At 71.3% G+C, this 17,223-nt stretch carries 16 protein-coding genes; 5 read left to right on the top strand and 11 right to left on the bottom strand.

The window, feature by feature from the left end:
* Positions 1-101: 101 nt before the first annotated feature.
* Together AC0ZLC_RS14440 and AC0ZLC_RS14445 are read left to right on the top strand one after the other, a co-directional pair.
* Positions 102-2,465, top strand: coding sequence for a ribonucleoside-diphosphate reductase subunit alpha (locus AC0ZLC_RS14440; RefSeq protein WP_476752338.1), 2,364 nt, complete (start codon positions 102-104; stop codon positions 2,463-2,465).
* Positions 2,465-3,475 (top strand): ribonucleotide-diphosphate reductase subunit beta, encoded by a 1,011-nt coding sequence (locus AC0ZLC_RS14445; protein ID WP_476752339.1) that lies wholly within the window; start codon positions 2,465-2,467, stop codon positions 3,473-3,475. Before AC0ZLC_RS14440 ends, AC0ZLC_RS14445 begins: the two co-directional genes overlap by 1 nt.
* On the opposite strand, the gene AC0ZLC_RS14450 is transcribed toward AC0ZLC_RS14445, so the two are convergent.
* The gene (locus tag AC0ZLC_RS14450; RefSeq protein ID WP_476752340.1) at positions 3,388-3,618 is read right to left on the bottom strand and encodes a hypothetical protein; all 231 of its coding nucleotides are present in this window, start codon (positions 3,616-3,618) and stop codon (positions 3,388-3,390) included. The two genes, AC0ZLC_RS14445 and AC0ZLC_RS14450, sit on opposite strands and share 88 nt — an antisense overlap.
* A gap of 94 nt (positions 3,619-3,712) precedes the next feature.
* Between AC0ZLC_RS14450 and AC0ZLC_RS14455 the strand changes: the two genes are divergently transcribed.
* Complete coding sequence (locus AC0ZLC_RS14455; RefSeq protein ID WP_476752341.1) at positions 3,713-4,675, top strand: GlxA family transcriptional regulator; 963 nt, start codon at positions 3,713-3,715, stop codon at positions 4,673-4,675.
* 46 nt (positions 4,676-4,721) lie between these two features.
* On the opposite strand, the gene AC0ZLC_RS14460 is transcribed toward AC0ZLC_RS14455, so the two are convergent.
* From AC0ZLC_RS14460 to AC0ZLC_RS14505, 10 genes are all read right to left on the bottom strand, one after another.
* Complete coding sequence (locus AC0ZLC_RS14460; protein WP_476752342.1) at positions 4,722-6,092, bottom strand: bifunctional albaflavenone monooxygenase/terpene synthase; 1,371 nt, start codon at positions 6,090-6,092, stop codon at positions 4,722-4,724.
* Complete coding sequence (gene cyc1 / locus AC0ZLC_RS14465) at positions 6,089-7,174, bottom strand: epi-isozizaene synthase (protein WP_476752343.1); 1,086 nt, start codon at positions 7,172-7,174, stop codon at positions 6,089-6,091. Before cyc1 ends, AC0ZLC_RS14460 begins: the two co-directional genes overlap by 4 nt.
* A gap of 370 nt (positions 7,175-7,544) precedes the next feature.
* Positions 7,545-8,195, bottom strand: coding sequence for a peptide deformylase (gene def, locus AC0ZLC_RS14470; protein WP_476752344.1), 651 nt, complete (start codon positions 8,193-8,195; stop codon positions 7,545-7,547).
* Positions 8,196-8,274: 79 nt separating this feature from the next.
* The gene (locus AC0ZLC_RS14475) at positions 8,275-9,255 is read right to left on the bottom strand and encodes a tetratricopeptide repeat protein (RefSeq protein ID WP_476752345.1); all 981 of its coding nucleotides are present in this window, start codon (positions 9,253-9,255) and stop codon (positions 8,275-8,277) included.
* Positions 9,256-9,408: 153 nt separating this feature from the next.
* Positions 9,409-10,680 carry an HD-GYP domain-containing protein gene (locus tag AC0ZLC_RS14480; RefSeq protein WP_476752346.1) on the bottom strand — a complete coding sequence of 424 codons (1,272 nt, stop codon included), beginning with the start codon at positions 10,678-10,680 and terminating at the stop codon, positions 9,409-9,411.
* A complete protein-coding gene (locus AC0ZLC_RS14485) occupies positions 10,677-12,050 on the bottom strand; it encodes an HD-GYP domain-containing protein (RefSeq protein WP_476752347.1) in 1,374 nt (457 codons plus the stop codon). Before AC0ZLC_RS14485 ends, AC0ZLC_RS14480 begins: the two co-directional genes overlap by 4 nt.
* Before the next feature lie 163 nt (positions 12,051-12,213).
* The gene (rsrA, locus tag AC0ZLC_RS14490) at positions 12,214-12,516 is read right to left on the bottom strand and encodes a mycothiol system anti-sigma-R factor (protein WP_476752348.1); all 303 of its coding nucleotides are present in this window, start codon (positions 12,514-12,516) and stop codon (positions 12,214-12,216) included.
* Positions 12,513-13,205 (bottom strand): RNA polymerase sigma factor SigR, encoded by a 693-nt coding sequence (sigR, locus tag AC0ZLC_RS14495; RefSeq protein ID WP_476752349.1) that lies wholly within the window; start codon positions 13,203-13,205, stop codon positions 12,513-12,515. The genes rsrA and sigR overlap by 4 nt, the downstream gene beginning before the upstream one ends.
* A gap of 276 nt (positions 13,206-13,481) precedes the next feature.
* Positions 13,482-14,126: an alpha/beta hydrolase family protein gene (locus tag AC0ZLC_RS14500; RefSeq protein WP_476752350.1), complete on the bottom strand. Its 645-nt coding sequence runs from the start codon at positions 14,124-14,126 to the stop codon at positions 13,482-13,484.
* A gap of 1 nt (position 14,127) precedes the next feature.
* Positions 14,128-14,964, bottom strand: a complete 837-nt coding sequence (locus tag AC0ZLC_RS14505) for an SOS response-associated peptidase (RefSeq protein ID WP_476752351.1) — start codon at positions 14,962-14,964, stop codon at positions 14,128-14,130.
* A gap of 50 nt (positions 14,965-15,014) precedes the next feature.
* On the opposite strand from AC0ZLC_RS14505, the gene AC0ZLC_RS14510 reads away from it, so the two are divergent.
* Positions 15,015-15,737 (top strand): M50 family metallopeptidase, encoded by a 723-nt coding sequence (locus AC0ZLC_RS14510; protein ID WP_476752352.1) that lies wholly within the window; start codon positions 15,015-15,017, stop codon positions 15,735-15,737.
* Positions 15,738-15,871: 134 nt separating this feature from the next.
* Positions 15,872-17,212, top strand: a complete 1,341-nt coding sequence (aroA, locus tag AC0ZLC_RS14515) for a 3-phosphoshikimate 1-carboxyvinyltransferase (protein WP_476752353.1) — start codon at positions 15,872-15,874, stop codon at positions 17,210-17,212.
* Positions 17,213-17,223 lie beyond the last annotated feature (11 nt).

Below are 17,223 nucleotides of genomic sequence, written 5' to 3' on the forward strand. Positions count from 1 at the left end.
GCCTCGTGGAATGGGCCGGTGGACGCACGCGTACCCGTGCGGGACGACGTGTGCCCCGCTGCCCTCCCGAAGGCCCCGTGCCGAGCGAGGGAGAGCCCCACGTGACCATCGCGCCAGCCGATCCGGCGACACCGCCCGCGACATCGGCCCAGCCGGACGGTCCCGGTGCCGCACTGTTGCGGACCCTGACCGACCTCACCGCCGACCTCCCCGACGCCGACCCCGGCCGGGTCGCCGCCGCCGCGCTGCGCGGCCGGTCCGCGCGGGCGGACGAGGCGGAACTGCGCGAACTGGCCACCGAGGCCGCGGCGGGACTCATCTCCGAGGACCCGGTCTACTCACGCCTGGCCGCGCGGCTGCTGACGATCAGCATCGCCGCCGAGGCCGCCTCGCAGGGCGTCACGTCCTTCTCCGGCTCCGTCGCCGTCGGGCACCGGGAGGGACTGATCGCCGACCGCACCGCCGAGTTCGTCCGCCTGCACGCGGCACGTCTCGACGCGCTCGTCGACGTCGCGGGCGACGACCGCTTCGGCTACTTCGGCCTGCGCACCCTGCACAGCCGCTATCTGCTCCGGCACCCGATCACCCGGCGCGTGATCGAGACCCCGCAGTTCTTCATGCTGCGCGTCGCCTCCGGTCTCGCCGAGGACGACACCTCCCGCGCCGTCGACGAAGTGGCCGCGCTCTACGGTCTGATGAGCCGGCTCGACTACCTGCCCTCCTCCCCCACGCTGTTCAACTCCGGCACCCGACACCCGCAGATGTCGTCCTGCTACCTCCTCGACTCCCCGCTGGACGAGCTGGACTCCCTCTACGACCGCTACCACCAGGTGGCCCGCCTCTCCAAGCACGCCGGCGGCATCGGTCTGTCCTACTCCCGCATCCGTTCCCGCGGTTCGCTGATCCGCGGCACGAACGGGCACTCCAACGGCATCGTGCCGTTCCTGAAGACGCTGGACGCCTCGGTCGCCGCGGTGAACCAGGGCGGCCGGCGCAAGGGTGCCGCCGCGGTCTACCTGGAGACCTGGCACTCCGACATCGAGGAGTTCCTGGAACTGCGCGACAACACCGGGGAGGACGCCCGCCGTACGCACAACCTCAACCTCGCGCACTGGATCCCCGACGAGTTCATGCGCCGGGTCGACGCGAACGGCGTCTGGTCGCTGTTCTCGCCGTCCGACGTGCCCGAGCTGGTCGACCTGTGGGGCGAGGAGTTCGACGCCGCGTACCGCAGGGCCGAGGAGGCGGGGCTGGCCAGGAAGACGATCCCCGCCCGCGACCTGTACGGCCGGATGATGCGCACCCTGGCGCAGACCGGCAACGGCTGGATGACGTTCAAGGACGCCGCCAACCGCACCGCCAACCAGACCGCGGAGCCGGGCCACACCGTCCACTCCTCGAACCTGTGCACCGAGATCCTGGAGGTCACGAACGACGGGGAAACAGCGGTCTGCAACCTCGGCTCGGTCAACCTCGGCGCCTTCGTCGTCGACGGGGACATCGACTGGGAGCGGCTGGACGAGACAGTCCGCACGGCGGTGACCTTCCTCGACCGGGTCGTCGACATCAACTTCTACCCGACCGAGCAGGCAGGCCGCTCCAACGCCCGGTGGCGCCCGGTGGGCCTCGGCGCGATGGGCCTTCAGGACGTCTTCTTCAAACTGCGGCTGCCCTTCGACTCCGCCGCGGCCAAGCAGCTCTCCACCCGGATCGCCGAACGCGTCATGCTGGCCGCCTACGAGGCTTCCGCGGACCTCGCCGAGCGCAACGGCCCGCTCCCCGCCTGGGAGAAGACCCGCACCGCCCGCGGTGTCCTGCACCCCGACCACTACGCCGTGGAGCCGGTCTGGCCGGAGCGCTGGGCGGCCCTGCGGGAGCGGATCGCGGCGGTCGGCCTGCGCAACTCGCTGCTGCTCGCCATCGCGCCGACCGCGACGATCGCCTCCATCGCGGGTGTCTACGAGTGCATCGAGCCGCAGGTCTCCAACCTGTTCAAGCGCGAGACGCTGTCCGGCGAGTTTCTCCAGGTCAACTCCTATCTGGTGGCGGAGCTGAAGCGGCTCGGCGTGTGGGACGCGCAGACCCGGGAGGCGCTGCGCGAGGCGAACGGCTCCGTGCAGGGCTTCACCCGGGTGCCGCAGGAGGTGCGCGACCTGTACCGCACGGCGTGGGAGATCCCGCAGCGCGCGCTGATCGACATGGCCGCCGCCCGGACCCCGTACCTGGACCAGGCCCAGTCGCTGAACCTGTTCCTGGAGACGCCGACCATCGGCAAGCTCTCCTCGATGTACGCGTACGCCTGGAAGTCGGGCCTGAAGACGACGTACTACCTGCGCTCGCGTCCGGCGACCCGCATCGCCCGCGCCGCCCGCGCGCAGACCCCCGTCCCCGTACAGGCGGTCCCCGACGAGGACGCCGTCGCCTGCTCCCTTGAGAACCCCGAGTCCTGCGAGGCCTGCCAGTGATGTCCAGCAACCGGAATCTCCTCGACCCCGGCTTCGAGCTGACGCTCCGCCCGATGCGCTACCCGGACTTCTACGAGCGCTACCGGGACGCGATCAAGAACACCTGGACCGTCGAGGAGGTCGACCTCCACTCGGACGTCGCCGACCTGGCGAAACTGTCGCAGGGCGAGCAGCACATGATCGGCCGCCTCGTCGCGTTCTTCGCTACGGGTGACTCGATCGTCGCCAACAACCTGGTGCTGACGCTGTACAAGCACATCAACTCCCCGGAGGCGCGACTGTATCTCTCGCGCCAGCTCTTCGAGGAGGCCGTGCACGTGCAGTTCTACCTGACGCTGCTCGACACCTACCTGCCGGACCCGGAGGACCGCGCGGCGGCCTTCGACGCCGTCGAGAGCATCCCGTCCATCCGTGAGAAGGCCGGGTTCTGCTTCAAGTGGATGGACTCCGTCGAGAAGCTGGACCGGCTGGAGTCGAAGGCCGACCGGCGGCGCTTCCTGCTGAACCTGATCTGCTTCGCCGCGTGCATCGAGGGGCTCTTCTTCTACGGCGCCTTCGCGTACGTCTACTGGTTCCGCAGCCGGGGTCTCCTGCACGGCCTTGCGACCGGCACCAACTGGGTGTTCCGCGACGAGACGATGCACATGTCCTTCGCCTTCGAGGTGGTCGACACGGTCCGCAAGGAGGAGCCGGAGCTCTTCGACGACCGGCTCGAGGAGCAGGTCACCGACATGCTGCGGGAGGCCGTCGAGGCCGAGCTGCAGTTCGCGCGCGACCTGTGCGGTGACGGCCTCCCGGGGATGAACACGGACTCGATGCGGCAGTACCTGGAGTGCGTCGCCGACCAGCGCCTGGCGCGTCTCGGCTTCGCCCCGGTGTACGGCTCGGAGAACCCGTTCTCCTTCATGGAGCTCCAGGGTGTTCAGGAGCTGACCAACTTCTTCGAGCGCCGTCCCTCGGCGTACCAGGTGGCGGTGGAGGGCTCGGTGGGCTTCGACGAGGACTTCTGAGTCCCGGCGGCGGCTTCGGCGGCCCTCAGCTCCCGGTCGACGCGCCACTCCCGGCGCAGCCCGATCAGTGAGGGCAGGGCCACGACGAGGAAGATCCCGAGGACGGTCAGCAGGGCGACGGTGGTGTTCACGAATGTCTCCATGAACACCACTGTCGCGCCGATCGCACCCCCGGGTCAGTGGCAGGACTGCCGTGGACCCTCGAATTCCTGCCACATCGGGTGCACACTGGGCGGCATGCTGAAAAACGTGGCGGTGGTCCTGCTGGACGGTGTGCATCCCTTCGAACTCGGCGTGGTCTGCGAGGTGTTCGGACTCGACCGCAGCGACGACGGGCTGCCGGTGTACGACTTCGCGGTCGCCTCGGCGGAGGGGTCCACACTGGGCACGCACGCGGGGTTCTCCCTGCGGACCGAGCACGGGCTGGAGCGGCTCGAGGCGGCCGATCTCGTCGTGGTGCCGGCCGGCGACTCGTATACCGCCCGCGGGTATCCCGAGGAACTGCTCGACGCGCTGCGCCGGGCCGTCGCCCGGGGCGCCCGGGTGCTGAGCGTGTGCTCCGGTGTCTTCGTGCTCGGCGCGGCCGGACTGCTGGACGGCCGGCGCTGCACCGTGCACTGGCACCACGCGGACGCTCTCGCCCGCCAGTACCCGCGGGCGATCGTGGAGCCGGACGTGCTGTACGTCGACGCGGGGGCGGTGATCACCTCGGCGGGCACCGCCGCCGGCATCGACGCCTGCCTGCACCTGGTGCGCCAGGAGCACGGCCCCGAGGTCGCAAACGCCGTCGCCCGCCGCATGGTCGTGCCCCCGCACCGGGACGGCGGGCAGGCCCAGTACATCGAGCGGCCGCTGCCCCGCTCGCAGTGCGACACCGTGGGCGAGGTGCTCGTGTGGATGGAGCGCCACCTCGACGAGGAGGTGACGGTGGAACAGCTCGCGGCCCGCGCCCACATGTCCCCGCGCACCTTCGCGCGCCGCTTCCAGCAGGAGACCGGCACCACGCCGTACCGCTGGATGCTGCGCCAACGCGTGCTGCTGGCGCAGGAGTTGCTCGAGGTCACCGACGAGACGATGGACGCGATCGCCGGCCGGACCGGCTTCGGCAACGCGGCCGCGCTGCGCCACCAGTTCATGCGGAGCCTCGGGACGACACCCGGCGCCTACCGCCGCGCGTTCCGGGGGCCGCGGGCCGCCTGAGCGCGAGGGGTGCGCCCTCCGCCGAGGGCGCACCCGAAGCCTCGGCTCAGCGCGGCTCGGCCCTCAGCACCAGGCCGTGCGGGCGCAGCGTGATGCCGACGCGGGTCGCGTCCTTGGACTCGGCGTCCTGGCGCAAGCGCCACCGGGACGCCACGGTCGCCGTGATGAGCGTGAGCTGTGCCATCGAGAAGTGGTCGCTCGGGCACTTCCGGTTACCCACGCTGAACGGGCGCATGGCGTACTTCGGCAGGTCCCTTGAGCGTTCCGGGAGCCAGCGGCCGGGGTCGAAAGCCAGGTGGTGCGCGTACGAGCGCGGGTCGCGCTGGATCGCGTACGGGCTGTACACGATGTCGGCACCGGCCGGAATGCGGTAGCCGCCGAGCTCGGTTTCGGTCACGGCGCGCCGCGTCAATATCCATACGGCGGGGTGCAGTCGCATCGTCTCGACGACGACATTGTTGGTGTGCGTCAGCTTTCGGACGTCACCGAATCCGACGGGCCGGTCCCCCGCGACGGATTTGACCTCTTCACTCACTTTGGCCGCCTGTTCCGGGTGCGCCGCGAGTACCTGGAGCAGCCACATGATCGTGGACGCGATGGTTTCACTTCCGGGGGTCAGTATCGCGACGACTTGGTCGTGCACCTCCTGCTCGCCGATGGGATCCCCGTTGTCGTCCTTCGCCTCCAGCAATGCCGTCAGCAAATCGTCCGGCTTTTGACCAGATGCGCGGCGCTCGTCGATGATCTCGTCGACGAGAAGGTGCAAATCGGCCAACGCTCGGTCGAATTTCCGATTGGCCGGAAGGGGTAGCCGATAGAGCGGTCCCGCCGGGATGACCATGCGTTGGTACATACCGCGGAACACGGTCGTGAGCGCGATGCTCAGCCGCTCGGCACGCTCGTCCATGAACCGGCCGCGCAGCAGACAGCGGGCGGCCATGCGCACGGCCACCCGGAACGACTCCGAGGTGCAGTCCACCGGCCCGCCGGAGGCGAAGCGGTCCGCGAACGCGCGCGACTCCTCCTCCATCACGGACGCGTACTCGTGGATGATGTCGGCCCGGAACGCGGGCTGGATCGTCCGGCGCTGACGCCGGTGCAGCGGGCCGTTGGCGGTCGCGACGCCGTTCTTGCCGAGCAGTCCTTCCAGGGACTCCCACAGCGGGCCGCCGATCTCGTAGTCGGGACTCAGCGCCAGCGCCCCGGTGAGGGCGGGCGTGGTGACCGCGTACACCGTCTTGGGGCCCAGCCTGAGCCGGACGACGTCACCGTGGTCGCGCAGCTGGGCCAGGAAGCCCAGTGGGTCGCGGACGAGTTTCCAGCCGTGGCCGAGACCCGGAACGCCACCTCCGGCCGGCGGCGGGGTGGACAGCTCCGGCGCCGGGGGTGCCGCGGGCGGTACGGACTCGACGGTCATTTCTCACCTGCCGCTTCGTTGTTGACGTACGGGGGCGTGGCGCGGTCGTCCCAGCTGTCGACCATGTACCGGCCCGACTCGTGGTGGAACCAGTACACGGAACTGAACCAGTTCCGCATATTGGCGAGACAGGCTTTCACGGCGACGCACAGTTCCTTGCCCTGTACGGTCCCGTCCGCGAGGGAGTCGGCCAGCCGCTCCACATCCTGCTCGACGACGAGGAAATCGGAGATGCATTCCTCGACCCTTCGGCGCACCTCTGTGACAGCGTCTTCGAGGGACAGCCCCTCGTGCTGGATGAGGCTGATTCCGAGATTGTGGACTTCATCACCCGCTATCTCTTTCGGAAGTGAACAAAGGTCGTTGTACCAGGCCGCGAATTCCTGAGTGAGCAGTGCCGCCCGTCGATATGCCGGGTGTTCCCGTACGGCGGCGGGCATTTCGCGTCCCGCGCTCGGTTCCAGCAGATCCGTCCAGATCCAGTGAGCGAAGGTGAGCCGCCGGAGTTCGAGATACTCCGCGACGGTCGGCACCGTGCCCGACGTACGGTTGTGGAATTCCTGGTCGTACGCCTCGATCACCTCGTGGAAGTGTCCGGCGAACCGGGCGTTCCACTCACCGCCCAGGAACGAGTACAACCGGACCACGCTGTCCGCGAACGCTGCTACCAGGGGGTCCTGGTGGTGCAGGTGGTCCCTCGGGGAGTCGAGCGCCGCGTGCAGCTGGAACCGGAGCGTGCGCCAGGCGGCCGGACGGCCGTGGACGATGTCGCGGTCGTGACGGTCGTCCCAGACGAAGAACCACGCGCTGTAGTCCGCTATCGCCTGGAGCACCTCGTCGGAGGCCCCCATGTAGAAGCCCGCCATGAGGTCCGTGTAGCACAGGCCGTCGGCATATTCCGCGACCTTGTCCGCCGGCATGAGGCGTTTTTCGAGGAGCCAGACCCGTGTCCGCTCCTGCAACCGAGGCCAATACGGGTGCAGTTGACGGGGAAACTCGGCCTCGATCACCGGAAGAGAGAGCGCCGGTGGAACCGCGACCGCTGTCGGTGTCGATGAAGTGCCGTGTGAGAAAGCATGCACGAACAAACCCCTCTCAGCCGCCTGTCGGCGCCCCACCACTCCCGTTGTGCCGGGCGTGCGCCGTTGCGTATCCCCGCACTTCCCATTCAGCACCACAACTGACCGGTCTGGGAACGGATTTGCCCCACTCACTACCCCGAGGTGCCGAGAATCTCCTCTTGTGTGACTGGTTTCGGATCGGTGGCGGAGTACAAGAGATCGAACGTGCGACGTACACATGAACGGCGCCTGGTCGGGTGGGGTACCCGGCCAGGCGCCGTCCGGCGGGGCTCACGAGAAGCCGTGAGCCCCGTCTGTCATTTTCCAGTCCCAGTCGTTCACCGGGCGTCCCGGCCACCGGCCGCGAGGCCCTGACCACCAGAGGGGTGTCTCAGTCGTTCGTGACGACGGGATAGCGGGGCTCGTTCTCGGCCATCTGCCGCAGCGCGTCCTTGCGCTCGCGCTTGGACAGCCGGTCGATGTACAGGTAGCCGTAGAGGTGGTCCGTCTCGTGCTGGAGGCAGCGGGCGAAGTAGCCCGTTCCGCGCACCCGGACGGGGTTCCCCTTCTCGTCCTGCCCACTCACCTCGGCGTAGTCGGGCCGGGCCAGCGGAGCGTACGCGGTGGGCACCGAGAGGCAGCCCTCGTTGCTGTCGTCCAGCCGGCGCAGCTCGGCGGGCAGCTCCACGAGCACGGGGTTGCAGACCACTCCCACGTGCCGCCGGCCCTCGTCGTCCATGCAGTCGTAGACGAAGACCTTCAGGTCCACACCGATCTGGTTGGCGGCGAGACCCACGCCCTCGGCGGTGCGCTGGCTGGCGAACATGTCGGCGACCAGCTGGTCCAGCTCGTCCCCGAACGCGGTGACGTCCTTGCACTCCTTGTGCAGCACCGGGTTGCCGACGACCGTGATCGGCCGCGAGGTGCCGCGCTCGCGGTAGGCGGCCTCGCGCTCCTCACAGTCCTCGGTGTCGATGACGAAGCCCTCGTCGTCCACGGGGAGCACGCCCGCGTGCTGCTGATCGGTGTCCTGCTGCGCCATGACCGACGTATGCCTTTCCTGCAACCGGAGAGAAATTCTGCGAGGTACAGCCTAAAGGGGCGCGCCGCAGACCTCCGCGCTAACAGACTTCTTCGAGGTCCCGCCAGTCCCGGGAGTCCGGGCTGTCCGCGACCCAGCCGTCGAGCAGCCCCCGGACCAGGGAGGCGGGCGCCGCGAGCCCGCACTCCCGTTCGGGAAGCCACAGCTGTCCGTCGGTCCGGTGCCCCAGGGGACCCGGGTGCCCCGGCTCGCTGTGGTCGTGCGGGTCCAGGTGCTCCCCGTCGCCCTCGTCGGAGGGCATCCGCGACTCGGAGCACATCCGGCACAGCAGCCGCACGGACGACGACCAGTCCTCGGCCGCGAAGCCGGCGTCGGCGGCGAGCCGCTCCAGCGCGTCCCGGTCGTCCTCGGTGGCGGCCTCCAGCAGGACCACCCAGGTCGGCACGGGCGAGGGTGCCCACAACTCGATCTCGTCGAACACGGGGTAGGAGTGCCCGGCAGCGGTCGTCCGCTCGCCGTGGGGCACCCCGTCGTGCAGCACGACCTCGCCCCAGCGCCGCCCCGAGGACGGCAGCGGAATGGACAGCACCTCGATCCGCGCGGGGTCCAGCCTGCGCCCCCACACCACCTCGGCCTCGCCCTCGGGCGACAGCCGCACGGCGGCACTGCCCAGGTCCATGCCGACGGGCTCACCGGCGACGGCCGCACCGCCGGGCACCCGCAGTCCGTACGCCTGCCAGGCGCGCCGGGCCAGCGGCCAGTCCTGCAGCGCGGTCGCCGCGATGCCCACGTTCCACCAGTCCGGGGCGCCCGCCTCACGGTCGAGCAGCGCGACGGCCCGCAGTCCGGCCGCCCGCGCCTGCTCCCAGTCGTGGCGGAACTTGTGCAGCAGCGCCAGGTTGAACCAGGACTCCGACAGCCAGGGCTCCAGGTCCGCGGCGCGCGTCAGCAGCGCTCCCGCGTCCTCGTACCGGCCGTCGCCGATCAGCGTGAACGCGCGGTCGGTGGCCTGCCGCCATGAGGCGGAGGGCCGGTGTCGTCCCTTGCCGAAGATCCTCACGATTCCCGCCTGCCAGTTCCTTGCGTTTCCCGCCCGCCGGTCCCTTGAAGAGTCCCCCGGGGACAGTGCGGCCACAGGCGGGCCGGTGCCCCCGAACACCCTCTTCCTCGCATCCAACCACGTACCGTCCGACGGCCGCTCATTACCCATGGGTTACCCAGCCCGGGGCAAGGTCAGACCGGGCCGGGACAGTACCCGGGCCAGTGACTCCACGACCTTCGGCTGATAGTCCCGGGCGGTGCCCAGACGCAGCTTCTCCAGCGCGGAGAGGGGGCCGCCCGGCCCCGCTTCCCGCACCATCTCCTCGTACGCGTTCACGGTCCGGACGATCCGCGCGGTGACCGGCTGCTCCCGGTAGGGGTCGGCCTGCCGTTCCACGACCACCGCGACCTCGGCGTCCACCCCGGTCTGGCGGACGACGGCGCCGCCGAGGAGGGCGATCCGCCGCTGCTCCTCGCGGGGGAGCACGGCCGTCGCCCCGGCGGGCACCGGGTCGACGAGGCTGAGCTGTCCGATGTCGTGCATCAGGGCCGCGTACTCCAGCACGGTCAGGTCCGGTTCCGAAAGGCCCAGCTCCCGGCCCACGGCGCGGCTGAGCGCGGCCACGCGGTGCGCGTGCCCGGCGGGCGTGTACCCGGCGATCTCGGTGGCACGCGCGAGGGAGGCGATGGTCTGCCGGTAGGTGGTGCGCACCGCCGCGTACCGGCGGAAGGACAGCTGGGCGAGCAGCAGCGGCAGCGAGAAGACGGGCAGCGCCCACAGGCCGGCGACCGCGACGGCGAGGGACATCACGGCTCCGGTCGCGCAGACGGCCGACCCGATGCCGGGCATGGCCCGCAGCTCGTCGCGCAGCAGGGGCCCGAAGGGCCAGCGGGTGCGCGCGTGCGCCATGGCCGCCGCCAGTACGGCGTCGCACAGGGCGGTGAGCACCAGCAGCGCGACCAGCAGCAGGGCGTACGCGGGGCCGTCCCACTCCCCGAGCCTGCCCTCGTCGTAGAGGGGCCGGAAGCAGACGGCGGCGAACGCCACGGTCAGTACGCGCCGGGTGAGGTGGTCGAGCGTCGGGCCCCGGCCGCGCGCGACGTGCGGTACGCAGCCGACGAGGGCGGCCGCCGCCACGACGGCGACGATCTGCGCGGGCCCGTGATGGGTGGGGCCTGCGCCGTTCTCTCCCAGCAGGGCGTAGGCGAGGGCTCCGGCGGCTCCCAGGGGTGCGGACTCCCGTTCCTCCGCGCCGCTCCACCGGGCCAGCTCGCCGACGGCGACGAGCAGTCCGAAGGCCAGCGCGGCCCCGCGCTCCTCGAGGCCCTGCCAGAGGGCCGCGCCGAGACAGACGACGGCGAGCAGCGCGGCACAGGCGTGCACGAACACGAGGGTGAGCGGGGTCCGCAGCGGCCGCGGGGAGGCCTGCCCCGCGGCGTTCACGAGGTCCTCCCGCCGGCCGTGTCCCGGCGTCCCTCCGGCTCGGTGGGCACGGCCGCCGGGCGGGGCCCGCCGCGGGGCGGCGGCACGTCCGCGCCCGGGGCGTCCGCCGTGACCACCGGGTGCCAGCCGTGCCGGCGCAGCGCCCGCACCAGCGCGGTCACCATCCGCGGGTCGAACTGCGCCCCGGCGCAGTTCTCCAGCTCCTCCAGCGCGGCCGGCACCGGCCTGGCCCGCCGGTAGGACCGCGTCGACGTCATCGCGTCGAAGGCGTCGGCCACGGCCACCACCCGTGCGAACTCCGGGATCTGCCGGCCCGCCAGCCCGTACGGGTATCCGCTCCCGTCCAGCCGCTCGTGGTGGTGCAGGATGGCCGACCGTGCCTCACCGAGGAAGCCGATCCCGCGCACCATCTCGTGCCCGTACTCGGGGTGCAGCTCGATGATCCGCCGCTCCTGCGGGGTCAGCGGCCCGTCCTTGCGCAGCAGCCGGGTGGGCACGCCGAGCTTGCCGACGTCGTGCAGGATGCCCGCGAGGCGCAGGCCCTCGACGCGTTCGTCGTCCATGCCCAGTTCGCGGGCGATCATCATGGACGCCTGTCCGACCCGTTCGCTGTGCCCGCGCGTGTAGCCGTCCTTGATGTCGACGGCCTGCACGAGTGCCCGGATGGTGGCCTGGTGGGCGGCCTGCTCGCGGTGGTACTGGGCGAACACCCAGCAGGAGATGTACATGGGCAGCAGGACGAGCAGCGCGGCGAGCGGACCGTAGGGGCTGCGCCAGAGCACCGCCATCATCAGTCCGGCGAGTCCGTGCACGCCGACCGGGGCGAGGGAGCGCAGGAACAGGCCGCGCCACGCGGTGCGGGCCGGCAGCCGCTCGGCGGTGGCCAGGATCCCGCCGTCCAGGACGGCCAGGGCCAGGCAGAACGTGAGGACCGCGGCCCCGGCGGGCACGAGCGCGTACGGGAAGTCGGACGTGACGACCGCGTCCCGTCCGCCGAGTGTCCGGTGCACCCGGGCCGCCGCCCAGATCCCGATGACGAGCTCGGCCGCCCGCCAGATCCGGCGCAGCCCGCGCGGGCGCTGGTCGACGCGGGAGAGCAGCACGCCCGGGAGCGCGACGAGGGCGGCGGCCGGGGGCGGCAGCAGGAAGGCCCCGGCCAGCAGGACCGGGAAGAAGGTGCCCATGCCGCGGGGGGCACGGTGGCCGACGAGTCGGCAGCGGGTGAGCTGCTCGCATCCGGCGTACAGCGCGGCGAGCAGGGCGACCGCCCACCAAGGGGTGCACAGGCCGGGCAGCGGAGCGAGGCAGAGCAGGGCGCCGACGACGACGGAGGCCACGTAGACCCGGGCCCGCGCCGGAACCGAACCCATCCTCACGACCCCTCCCCTGTTCAGGCTTCCGGAGCCTAGAGCGGAGGGGTCGGCACGGGGGCACCAATGGCCGAATCCGCGGGTCAAGGACCCGCGGATTAGCACGTTCGGGTGATGAACCGGCCGACTGGCGCGTCCCGGCGGGGACTTCGCGCGAGCGGGGTCAGGACTCCTGGGGTGCCGCGGTCACGTCGTGCTCGGGCACCGTCTGTCCGGAGCGGATCAGGTCGATGCGGCCCATGACCTTGGCCCGCAGGTCGGTCGGCACGTCGTCCTGACCGCAGCACCGCTTGACCAGCTTCTTCACGGCCTTCTCGAGACCGTACTTCTCGAGGCACGGGGAGCACTCCTCGAAGTGCACCTCGAACTTGGTGCAGTCCGCGTCCGGCATCTCGTGGTCGAGGAACTCGTAGAGATGGTCGAGGACCTCACTGCAATCCGTCTCGTGCGGCTCTCCGCAGCTCATGAGCCCGAGCCTTTCGCTTCGTTCGACTCTCCGGCGCCGGCCGGGACCAGTCCGCGGTCACGCGCGTAGTCCTCGAGCATGCCGCGCAGTTGGCGACGGCCCCGGTGCAGCCGGGACATCACCGTTCCGATGGGTGTCCCCATGATGTCCGCGATCTCCTTGTACGCAAAGCCCTCTACATCCGCCAGGTACACGGCGATGCGGAACTCCTCGGGAATCGCCTGGAGCGCTGCCTTGACGTCCGAGTCGGGCAGGTGGTCGAGCGCCTGCGACTCGGCGGAGCGCAGTCCCGTCGACATGTGCGACTCGGCGCGCGCCAGCTGCCAGTCCTCGATCTCCTCGGCCGCGCTGCGCTGGGGTTCGCGCTGCTTCTTGCGGTACGAGTTGATGAAGGTGTTGGTCAGGATGCGGTACAGCCACGCCTTGAGGTTGGTGCCCTCGCGGAACTGGTGGAAGGACGCGTACGCCTTCGCGTACGTCTCCTGCACCAGGTCCTCCGCGTCGGCCGGGTTGCGTGTCATGCGCAGCGCCGCCGAGTACATCTGGTCGAGGAATTCGAGCGCGTCCCGCTCGAAGCGCGCGGTGCGCTCGGCGGACGTTTCCGCCGACGCGTCGCTCGTGCCCTGGCCCTCGGGCTGCTCCGCCTGGCCGTGTTCGGTCCCTGCGTCGGTCCCAGTGACCGGACCCACCTCCTCCAGCGACGTGGCGGAACCGAAACCGGTCCCACTCGAATCGGAGGATAGACGACGATCCGGTCCGCCCGCCGCCCGAATAGGGCCGGTCTTCGCCGTGTGCAGCACCGACCACTCCAGGTCAGCGGCGCTGCGACGGCTCGGGCAGATGGTCGAACCCATGCGGCGGACATCCTCTCGTGAACGGTCGGCACTGCTGTGCGCTGTCTGATCCGCACAACAGTGAGCCGGCGGCCGGCATTCCCGCGGCCGTGCCGGGGCCGACACGCGGGTTCACGAGAGTGACGAGAGCCACTTCGCCGTCCCGTCGGTGATCACCGTCAGCGCCTCGTCCTGGCCGAGCGGCGCGCGCTTCGGCACGGCGAAGCCGTGGTCGCCGTACGGCACTTCGACGAGGCTGTACGTGCCCTTCGGGAACTCGGCGGGCCTGCCGAATGGGTCGTTGCCGCCCTGCACGACGAGGGTGGGCACGCCGGCGCCGAGCAGTTCGTCGGCGCGGGACTTCTCGGGCCTGCCCGGCGGGTGCAGCGGGAAGCTGAGCGCGAGGACGGCGTGGGCGCCCAGTTCGCGTGCCGTGCGGCAGGCGACCCGCGCCCCGGCGCTGCGGCCGCCCGCGACCACCGGCAGCCCCGGTTCGCGCAGCGCCGGCCACAGTCCCCGCCATCCCGCGTCCAGCGTCCTGGGCGCCGGCGCCAGTTTCTTCCCGGCCACCCGCCAGGGCTGCTCGACGAGGGCGACGCTCACCCCGTGCGCGGGCAGCACGCGCGCCAGCGCCCGGAGGTCCCGGGCCTCGATCCCGCCGCCCGCGCCGTGGCTGACGGCGAGGACGAGCCGCGCCCCGGATGCGTGGTGCCAGGTCACCCGGGCCGTGCCGGTGCCGGTCTCGACCGCCTGTGTCACGTGCGTCGCGTCTGTCACATCAGAAGAGTGTGCCTTCTTCGGGTCCGTCCAGTTCCTTCAGCAGCTCCGCGCCGTTGTTGCGCACGTTGCTGACGGCCGTGGAGACGGGGTAGGCGCGCATCAGCCCGTGGGGCGGCGGCGCGAGCAGCTCCCGTACGCCGTCGGTATCGGTGCGCGCCGGGTCGAGCCAGGCGTCCCAGCGGTCCGGGGTGAGCATCAGGGGCATCCGCGGGTGGATGTCGGCCAGGGCGTGCGGGCCCTCGGCGGGGGCCGCCGCGAGTGGCGAGGTCTCGGCCTCCCTGGTGATGACGGAGCACGTCACCCACCAGGCGCGCGGGTGGTCGTCGGGAAGCGTCCTGTCCCGCCAGAACTCGTACAGACCGGCCATGGCGAAGACGGAACCGTCCGCGGGCGTCACGAAGTACGGCTGCTTGCGCGGCCGCTTCCTCCTGCCCTCGACCTCCAGCTCCCGCTCGGCGGACCCGGTCACCCACTCGTAATAGCCGTCCGCGGGGACGATGCACCGGCGGGCGGCGAAGGCCCGGCGGTAGGAGGGCTTCTCGTGCACGGTCTCCGCGCGCGCGTTGATCATCCGGGCGCCGCCCTCGGGCGTTTTGGCCCAGGACGGGACCAGGCCCCACGTGAGCCTGCGCAGCTGGCGGACCGGCCCGTCGGACACGGAACTGGCGGGTGCGGCCCCGGCGTCCTTCACGGGACGGTCCAGGACCACGTAAACCTCCTTGGTCGGGGCCACGTTGAAGTCGGGGGCGAGGGCCTCTTCGGCATCCCACTTCTCGATCTCAAAGATTCCTGCGAGATCCTCGGGCCCACGACTCGCTGCATACCGTCCGCACATACGTGCCAGACTGCCAGATTCCGCGACACCAGAGGGAGCCTTCGCCGACCATGGACAGCACCGCATCCACCTCCCTGGCCGGGCTCTGGGACCAGGTCTTCGGCAGCCAGCCGGACCCGGACACCTGGGTGGTGATCGCCACGATGGCCGCCGCGGTGGCGGTGGTCGTCCCGCACGTCCTGTGGCGGCTCTCCCGCAACGCGATCACCATCGCCCACGAGGGCGGGCACGGCCTGGTGGCGCTGCTCACCGGCCGCAGTCTCAGCGGGATACGCCTGCACTCCGACACCAGCGGCCTCACCGTCAGCCGCGGCAAGCCGACCGGCCTCGGCATGATCCTCACCGCGGCCGCCGGCTACACCGCGCCGCCGCTGCTCGGGCTCGGCGGTGCCGCGCTGCTGGGCGCGGGCCACATCACCGCGCTCCTGTGGCTGGCCACCCTCCTGCTGCTGGTGATGCTGGTGATGATCCGCAACGCCTACGGCGCCCTCACGGTGCTGCTCACCGGCGGCACGTTCCTGGTGGTGTCCTGGCTCGCCGGACCGCAGGTGCAGGCGGCGTTCGCGTACGCGGTGGTGTGGTTCCTGCTGTTCGGCGGCGTCCGGCCGGCCTTCGAGCTCCAGGCCAAGCGCAGGCACGGCAACGCGGGCGACTCCGACGCCGACCAGCTGTCCCGGCTCACGCACGTACCGGCCGGGATGTGGCTGTTCCTCTTCCACGCGGTGTCCGTGTGTTCCCTGCTCGGCGGGGGCCGCTGGCTCCTGGGGGTGTGAGCGGCGGCGGTCGGCGGGTCCCCGGCCCGCCGGCGTGCGCGGGCACCGGCGCCTCTTACCACCGCTCTGTTTCGCTCGGATTTCGCCGCTTCTGATCAAGATCTCCGCCCATCGGCAGCCACTAAAGTGGGGGCATGACCGTTAACCCCGCGCACACCGCCCTCTGGCCCGCCCCGCACGCAAGCGGAGCCGTCGACGCGACGGTCCACGTGCCCGGGTCGAAGTCGGTCACCAACCGGGCTCTCGTGCTCGCCGCCCTCGCCTCCGAGCCCGGCTGGCTGCGCCGCCCGCTGCGCTCGCGGGACACGCTGCTGATGGCCGGGGCGCTGCGCGCGATGGGCGTCGGCATCGAGGAGACGGTCTCCTCCAGCTCCACCGTCGCGGTCGGCTCCGACGGCACGGGCGAGGCCTGGCGGATCATCCCCTCCGGCCTGCACGGCCCTGCCACCGTCGACGTCGGCAACGCGGGCACGGTGATGCGCTTCCTGCCGCCGGTCGCCGCGCTGGCCGACGGCCCCGTCCGCTTCGACGGCGACCCGCGGTCCTACGAGCGTCCGCTGCACGGGGTGATCGACGCGCTGCGTGTCCTCGGCGCCCGGATCGACGACGACGGCCGCGGCGCGCTGCCGCTGACCGTGCACGGCGGCGGCGCCCTGGACGGCGGGCCGGTGGAGATCGACGCCTCGTCCTCGTCGCAGTTCGTCTCCGCCCTGCTGCTGTCGGGCCCCCGCTTCAACCAGGGCGTCGAGGTCCGCCACACCGGCTCACGGCTGCCCTCGATGCCGCACATCCGGATGACCGTCGACATGCTGCGCACGGTGGGCGCCCAGGTGGACACCCCCGAGTCGGGCGGCGAACCCGACGTCTGGCGGGTCACGCCGGGCGCCCTGCTCGGCCGCGACCTGACCGTCGAGCCCGACCTCTCCAACGCCCAGCCGTTCCTGGCGGCGGCCCTGGTGACCGGCGGCAAGGTCCTCATCCCCGACTGGCCCGAGCACACCACCCAGCCCGGGGACCGGCTGCGGGAGATCTTCACCGAGATGGGTGGTTCCTGCGAACTGACGGACCGGGGCCTGGAATTCACCGGATCGGGTTCGATCCACGGTATCGACGTGGACCTCGGCGAGGTGGGCGAGCTGACCCCCGGCATCGCGGCGGTCGCCGCCCTCGCCGACTCGCCCTCCACCCTGCGCGGCGTGGCCCACCTGCGCCTCCACGAGACGGACCGGCTGGCCGCGCTCACCAAGGAGATCAACGAACTCGGCGGTGACGTCACGGAGACCGCCGACGGACTGCACATCCGTCCGCGACCGCTGCACGGCGGCGTCTTCCACACGTACGACGACCACCGCATGGCGACCGCCGGCGCGGTCATCGGCCTCGCCGTGGAGGGGGTCCGGATCGAGAACGTGGCGACGACCGCGAAGACCCTCCCGGACTTCCCCGACCTGTGGGCCGGAATGCTCGGGAACTGACGGGCGGATCA

The sequence above is a fragment of the Streptomyces sp. GLSS-08 genome, assembly GCF_056387915.1.

Bases quoted from the DNA above. Each gene is read 5' to 3' on its own strand.
- AC0ZLC_RS14445 (WP_476752339.1), top strand. From the start codon at position 2,465: ATGTCCAGCAACCGGAATCTCCTCGACCCCGGCTTCGAGCTGACGCTC.
- AC0ZLC_RS14450 (WP_476752340.1), bottom strand. From the start codon at position 3,618: ATGGAGACATTCGTGAACACCACCGTCGCCCTGCTGACCGTCCTCGGG.
- AC0ZLC_RS14455 (WP_476752341.1), top strand. From the start codon at position 3,713: ATGCTGAAAAACGTGGCGGTGGTCCTGCTGGACGGTGTGCATCCCTTC.
- AC0ZLC_RS14460 (WP_476752342.1), bottom strand. From the start codon at position 6,092: ATGACCGTCGAGTCCGTACCGCCCGCGGCACCCCCGGCGCCGGAGCTG.
- def (WP_476752344.1), bottom strand. From the start codon at position 8,195: ATGGCGCAGCAGGACACCGATCAGCAGCACGCGGGCGTGCTCCCCGTG.
- AC0ZLC_RS14485 (WP_476752347.1), bottom strand. From the start codon at position 12,050: ATGGGTTCGGTTCCGGCGCGGGCCCGGGTCTACGTGGCCTCCGTCGTC.
- rsrA (WP_476752348.1), bottom strand. From the start codon at position 12,516: ATGAGCTGCGGAGAGCCGCACGAGACGGATTGCAGTGAGGTCCTCGAC.
- AC0ZLC_RS14505 (WP_476752351.1), bottom strand. From the start codon at position 14,964: ATGTGCGGACGGTATGCAGCGAGTCGTGGGCCCGAGGATCTCGCAGGA.
- AC0ZLC_RS14510 (WP_476752352.1), top strand. From the start codon at position 15,015: ATGGACAGCACCGCATCCACCTCCCTGGCCGGGCTCTGGGACCAGGTC.
- aroA (WP_476752353.1), top strand. From the start codon at position 15,872: ATGACCGTTAACCCCGCGCACACCGCCCTCTGGCCCGCCCCGCACGCA.